Below are 4426 nucleotides of genomic sequence, written 5' to 3'. Positions count from 1 at the left end.
GATGTTAGGCAAGGCAGAAAAGAAAACCATGGAGTTTACAAAAGACATGGGTACCGTAGAAGTACAAAACTTTGATTTTAAAGTGCCTGCAGGCTGCCTTTGCCTGGCTAAGATGTCCCTGAAATTTATGATCGCAGGCAAAACCGGATGGCAGGAGGTGGTTCGTAAAACAATGAATCCGTCCTGCATTATCGGAGCTTTCATTACTCCTGGTGTATATGAACAGGATTCCCGTAAGCGCTGGATTCAAATAGTAAAGTTTGAGTAACCGGTTAATGTAATTGGAGTTTAAGAGATAAGCCTTTGAGAGATCAAAGGCTTTTTTTTTCTTCAAAGTAAGTTTGTCTCACTCCAAAAAAGGTTGCCGTATTTAACTTACAACCTTTTTTGGAATGAAACAACCCATTTAAGAGTGGACTTTGAAGGACAACGATGGACTTGAGCGGACATAGGTGCCTAAATATTAGGAAGTTATGAAATTCGCATTTACATTTGTTCAACAAGTTTAAACTACCGGTAGCAGACAACTTGAATTAACAAATTCATTAACAAATTAAATTTTATTAAAATGGGAAAATCATTTAATGGGCTCCTGGCCGGAACAAGAGGTAAGGTAGGACCCGTAGTCGCACAAAAAGGTGTAAAAGGCTACACAATCGTAAAAATCAAATCTGAACCAACAAGCAAACCACCAAAGGTTAAACAAATCAATCAGCGAACTAAGTTTGGTTTGGTAACCAGCTTTGTTGGGAACTTCAAAAAGTTCACCGACTTAGGATTTCAGGACAATGCCGATGAATTGCTGCCATTTGCAGCTGCGGTGCAATACAACATTGATAATGCCGTAACAGGTATCGCACCAAATTACAAAATCGACTTTCCAAATGTGAAGTTGAGCAAAGGCAGGCTTGAAAGTTCAAACACTTTGCAGCTGGTTATGGCTGCCGACGGTGATTTTACTGTGACCTGGGATCCGGCAGATATTGATCCGGCAGAAAAAGCGGAACGCGATCTCGATAAAGTAATGTTAGTAGTGTATGATCCTTTACATAATCGTATTTACTACAACGATGTCTTTACGAGGGGAGATTATAAAATAACCTCCACCATACCGCGCTTGTTTGCGGGTGGGCCTTTGCATGCCTGGCTGATGTTTGTATCGGCAGAAGGAACGAAGGCCTCAACATCTGAGTACATCAGTGGTTTTGTGATCACTGCTTAATTGCTTATTAGTCTGTGCTATAATTAGTTAGCAAAAGATCGCCTGGCAGTTTTATGAGGGCTGCCGGGCATCTTTGAAGCGAACTTAAATTAACCCAAATATTTACTTAAAAACTAACGCTATGAACACTAAAGTTTTGAAGGTACCACTGTACCTTAAATTTCCGCAGCTGCTTCAGGGTATGAACCTGAAGTTTGATCCCAAACATCTCTTTGTTATACTGTGGCTCATCTGGATTATTTTCCCGGTTTGGTTCCACAGCAATGACCCTACCGCAGGATATGTTGAACAAAATACCTGGCTCCTGATCGTACTGGGCCTCATTACCTTTCTGCTCGTCGTAGGATTGTGCTGGTGGTTACTCCGGCACTTCTGGACCATGGCAGGTCTACCTGAAATAAATAAAATGATTAACAAATTTAACTACCTCACATCATGGCAACAATTAAGCTTTTTCTGGGCATCCTTTGCTTTATTTTTATTAGCAGCAATAGCCTGTATCGACGCGATCTGCTGATCAGGATCTTAAAACATACACCCCGTAATCCTTCACGATTTACAATTACTGAGATTGCAAGTGGCGAACTGGGAACAAGAGAGCTGACCGGGCATAATGACGGGCCGAAAGTTGAAGTCTACCTCTCGGTTGTTAAGCTAAAGAAGGGGCAGCCCTGGTGTGCAGCATTCGTGTCATGGGTATACGCCAAAGCCGGTTTTCCCCAACCAAGAACTGCCTGGTCGCCCGATCTTTTTCCGAAAAACAGACTTGCAAGATCAGCCCTGCCGGGCAATGTTGTGGGCATCTATTTCCCTGAATACAAAAGGATTGCTCATGTGGGGCTGGTTGCCAGCCAAAAGGGGAGTTACGTTTTTACAATAGAAGGAAATACAAACGTACCGGGCGCAAGGGAAGGTGACGGTGTTTACCGTAGGGTAAGGCATTTGAGAACCATCCACAGTATTGCCGACTGGATAACAGAAAGGAGGAAAATAAGATGAAAAAACTAGATTATCTGCTGCCAATAGTATTGGCTGTGGAAGGGTGTGCTCTTTTAAAAAGTACGGGCAAAACTACGGAAGAAGCTTCGCAAAATGCAAAGCTGAAGTCTGTTGTTAAAACTGCTGCTGAGTCTGATTCAAAAAGCAGGGGTCAGCAGACCAGCCTGCGGAAAGATGAGATCCAGGCTGACTATACAATCAGGTTCTGGCCAAAAGGTCAATTGAAATTCATACAGGGTGAAGGCTTTGCCGGTGAGTTCGATAGCGTCTTAATGCGTGGGAACCGGCACATAAAAAGTGACTCGAAGATAAGTTTAAACACAGAGGAGAATTCCAGACAGACATCTGTTCAGCAGTTGGAAGATAAGTCTACTGTTTCCGCTTCAAAAAATAAGTTCTCGAGGATAAATTATTTCAATATAAAAAGCGTTATAGTGGTAATACTTGTGCTTGCAATCAGTGTGTTCGTAATTATTAAGGTTAAAAAATTGCTGTAAAAAATTTTATTTTTCCACCTGAAGATTTCATATGATAAAATGCGAAACGTCAAAATGACGGATATAAATGCTTGGAAATGACATTGCTAAAATGATTTAATAGGTTTTTTTTAAAATTATCAATTTACCCTATGAATTGTCGATGATGTAAAATACCTGCTGTTTGCTGGATAATTTTGACACTTTGCCTGTATATTTGTAGTATTAGTTTAGATTATGATTGATATTGTTGTTTTGTTAATTAAAACGCTTAAGAAAGAATATTGTGGCAAAGAACCTTTACATAAAGTGCTTGCGGAGGGTGTTTTTCATGCTGTGTGTATTGATAAATCGATACCGTACGGCACTTTTCTTCCCAGGCAAACTGAGTTGGTTAAGTGCACGGAAATGAGCAGTAGCGGAGTTAAACTGATGATAGCAAGGTTGAAGGACATGGGTATTGTAGAGACCAATGGTGCTGGAGGTTCGAGAATAGTTTCGGAACCGCCCCAAAAAACCTGGATACAAGAGGCGAAAAAGGAACTTGCAAAAGTAAATGACTTAAGGATTTTACTTAATCGCATAGATTTTGAAGACTCGCGTACCCAGTCTATTGGTTTCGCCAAATTTTTGAACAACCAGAAAGAGCTATATAAATCATTGCAACCAAATCTCAGTCGGCCATCGGCGATCAATGGATTACTGGATGTCTGTGCAGAATTGGTAACAGAAAGCACAGGCACTTCATTTGGGAAAGAAGAGGTGGAATTGGTGCCACACCGGAACACGTTGATATTTTCTATTTGCAGAAAGTTTATGTCGCTGCGTGGAAAATGGGTAATGCCCCGGGGTTCTTTGCAGGAAATCAGGGCGAAAATCCGGGATGCAAAGAGGGATGTAGAATTTGTATTGTCAGATGATAAAGGGATAAATGTGGAAGATCTGGACAGGCTCTGCAAAAAATTCAATGTTCAAATCCTATATCTTGATCTTACATCACCAGTACGTCCTGATTATTTTGCGGCACCGGAAAGAATTGAGAGAATGCTCCTGCTGCAGAAGCAACATGGATTCAGAATCGTGATTGAATATAATTATCCTGACAAAGGTCTTAGCACACGGTTCCTCAAAGAATTCTTTCCCTGCAGTAAGGACTTTCTGCTGCTGGTCAGATCTTTTAGTATTTACGATCAGGAACTGCAAAGACTTAAGATTGTTGCGTCTTCCAAAAAGACAATACGGGAGCTGCAGCGCGCATTTGTGACAAGTGGAGCTGAAATTGCACCAGAACTTGGCTTTGCAATGCTAGATATGTGTGCGGGAGGTCAACTCGGCAAAAAAGAGCTCAAAGTAGAAGAAATTATGACATCAAGTAAAAATGAGGTTGTAAATGAGTTACTAACTGACGGGAAGTGGAAATCCAGGGGCATCAGGTTCAGTAATGGGTATGCTATATACCTGGAGCCTTTGAAAGGATTGTTCAGGGAAAATGCAATTGCTTTGTTAGCGGATGAAAAAATAGATGTGGTTGATTCTGCAGCCTATGATCTTCCACCCAATTTTAAAAAGGGTATAATCATAGGTATAGGGAAATATGCTGAGAAGACCGAGAATTTGAATATCATTAAAACTTTAAATAAATGTGCTGACAAATTGATTATCGGTTCGGAAGATTAAGAACGCGTGCTTGATCATCTGGATGCAATAATAAACTAACCAGATTTTTTCA

The 4426-nt window shown here is 40.8% G+C and carries 6 protein-coding genes; all 6 read left to right on the top strand.

What is annotated here, in order from left to right; genetic code table 11:
- A partial coding sequence (locus tag ABWY16_RS20005) for a hypothetical protein (protein WP_353906441.1) occupies window positions 1-268 on the top strand: 268 nt, incomplete at its 5' end.
- Between the two features lie 300 nt (window positions 269-568).
- Window positions 569-1222 (top strand): DUF6266 family protein, encoded by a 654-nt coding sequence (locus tag ABWY16_RS20000; RefSeq protein ID WP_353906440.1) that lies wholly within the window; start codon window positions 569-571, stop codon window positions 1220-1222.
- A gap of 121 nt (window positions 1223-1343) precedes the next feature.
- Window positions 1344-1739, top strand: a complete 396-nt coding sequence (locus tag ABWY16_RS19995; RefSeq protein WP_353906439.1) for a hypothetical protein — start codon at window positions 1344-1346, stop codon at window positions 1737-1739.
- Window positions 1658-2221 (top strand): C40 family peptidase, encoded by a 564-nt coding sequence (locus ABWY16_RS19990; RefSeq protein WP_353906438.1) that lies wholly within the window; start codon window positions 1658-1660, stop codon window positions 2219-2221. The genes ABWY16_RS19995 and ABWY16_RS19990 overlap by 82 nt, the downstream gene beginning before the upstream one ends.
- Window positions 2218-2718: a hypothetical protein gene (locus tag ABWY16_RS19985; RefSeq protein WP_353906437.1), complete on the top strand. Its 501-nt coding sequence runs from the start codon at window positions 2218-2220 to the stop codon at window positions 2716-2718. Before ABWY16_RS19990 ends, ABWY16_RS19985 begins: the two co-directional genes overlap by 4 nt.
- A 387-nt stretch (window positions 2719-3105) precedes the next feature.
- Window positions 3106-4374 (top strand): PLP-dependent aminotransferase family protein, encoded by a 1269-nt coding sequence (locus ABWY16_RS19980; protein WP_353906436.1) that lies wholly within the window; start codon window positions 3106-3108, stop codon window positions 4372-4374.
- The last annotated feature ends 52 nt before the right edge of the window (window positions 4375-4426 follow it).

Origin of the sequence: Pedobacter sp. (assembly GCF_040513095.1) — a bacterium.
In the GTDB taxonomy this organism is placed as follows: domain Bacteria; phylum Bacteroidota; class Bacteroidia; order Sphingobacteriales; family Sphingobacteriaceae; genus Pedobacter.
Note: the sequence above shows the minus strand (reverse complement) of the source record. Positions and strands in the feature narration are given on the sequence as shown.

Coding starts and splice junctions, on each gene's coding strand:
- ABWY16_RS20000 (WP_353906440.1), top strand. CDS start 569: ATGGGAAAATCATTTAATGGGCTCCTGGCCGGAACAAGAGGTAAGGTA.
- ABWY16_RS19995 (WP_353906439.1), top strand. CDS start 1,344: ATGAACACTAAAGTTTTGAAGGTACCACTGTACCTTAAATTTCCGCAG.
- ABWY16_RS19990 (WP_353906438.1), top strand. CDS start 1,658: ATGGCAACAATTAAGCTTTTTCTGGGCATCCTTTGCTTTATTTTTATT.
- ABWY16_RS19985 (WP_353906437.1), top strand. CDS start 2,218: ATGAAAAAACTAGATTATCTGCTGCCAATAGTATTGGCTGTGGAAGGG.
- ABWY16_RS19980 (WP_353906436.1), top strand. CDS start 3,106: ATGAGCAGTAGCGGAGTTAAACTGATGATAGCAAGGTTGAAGGACATG.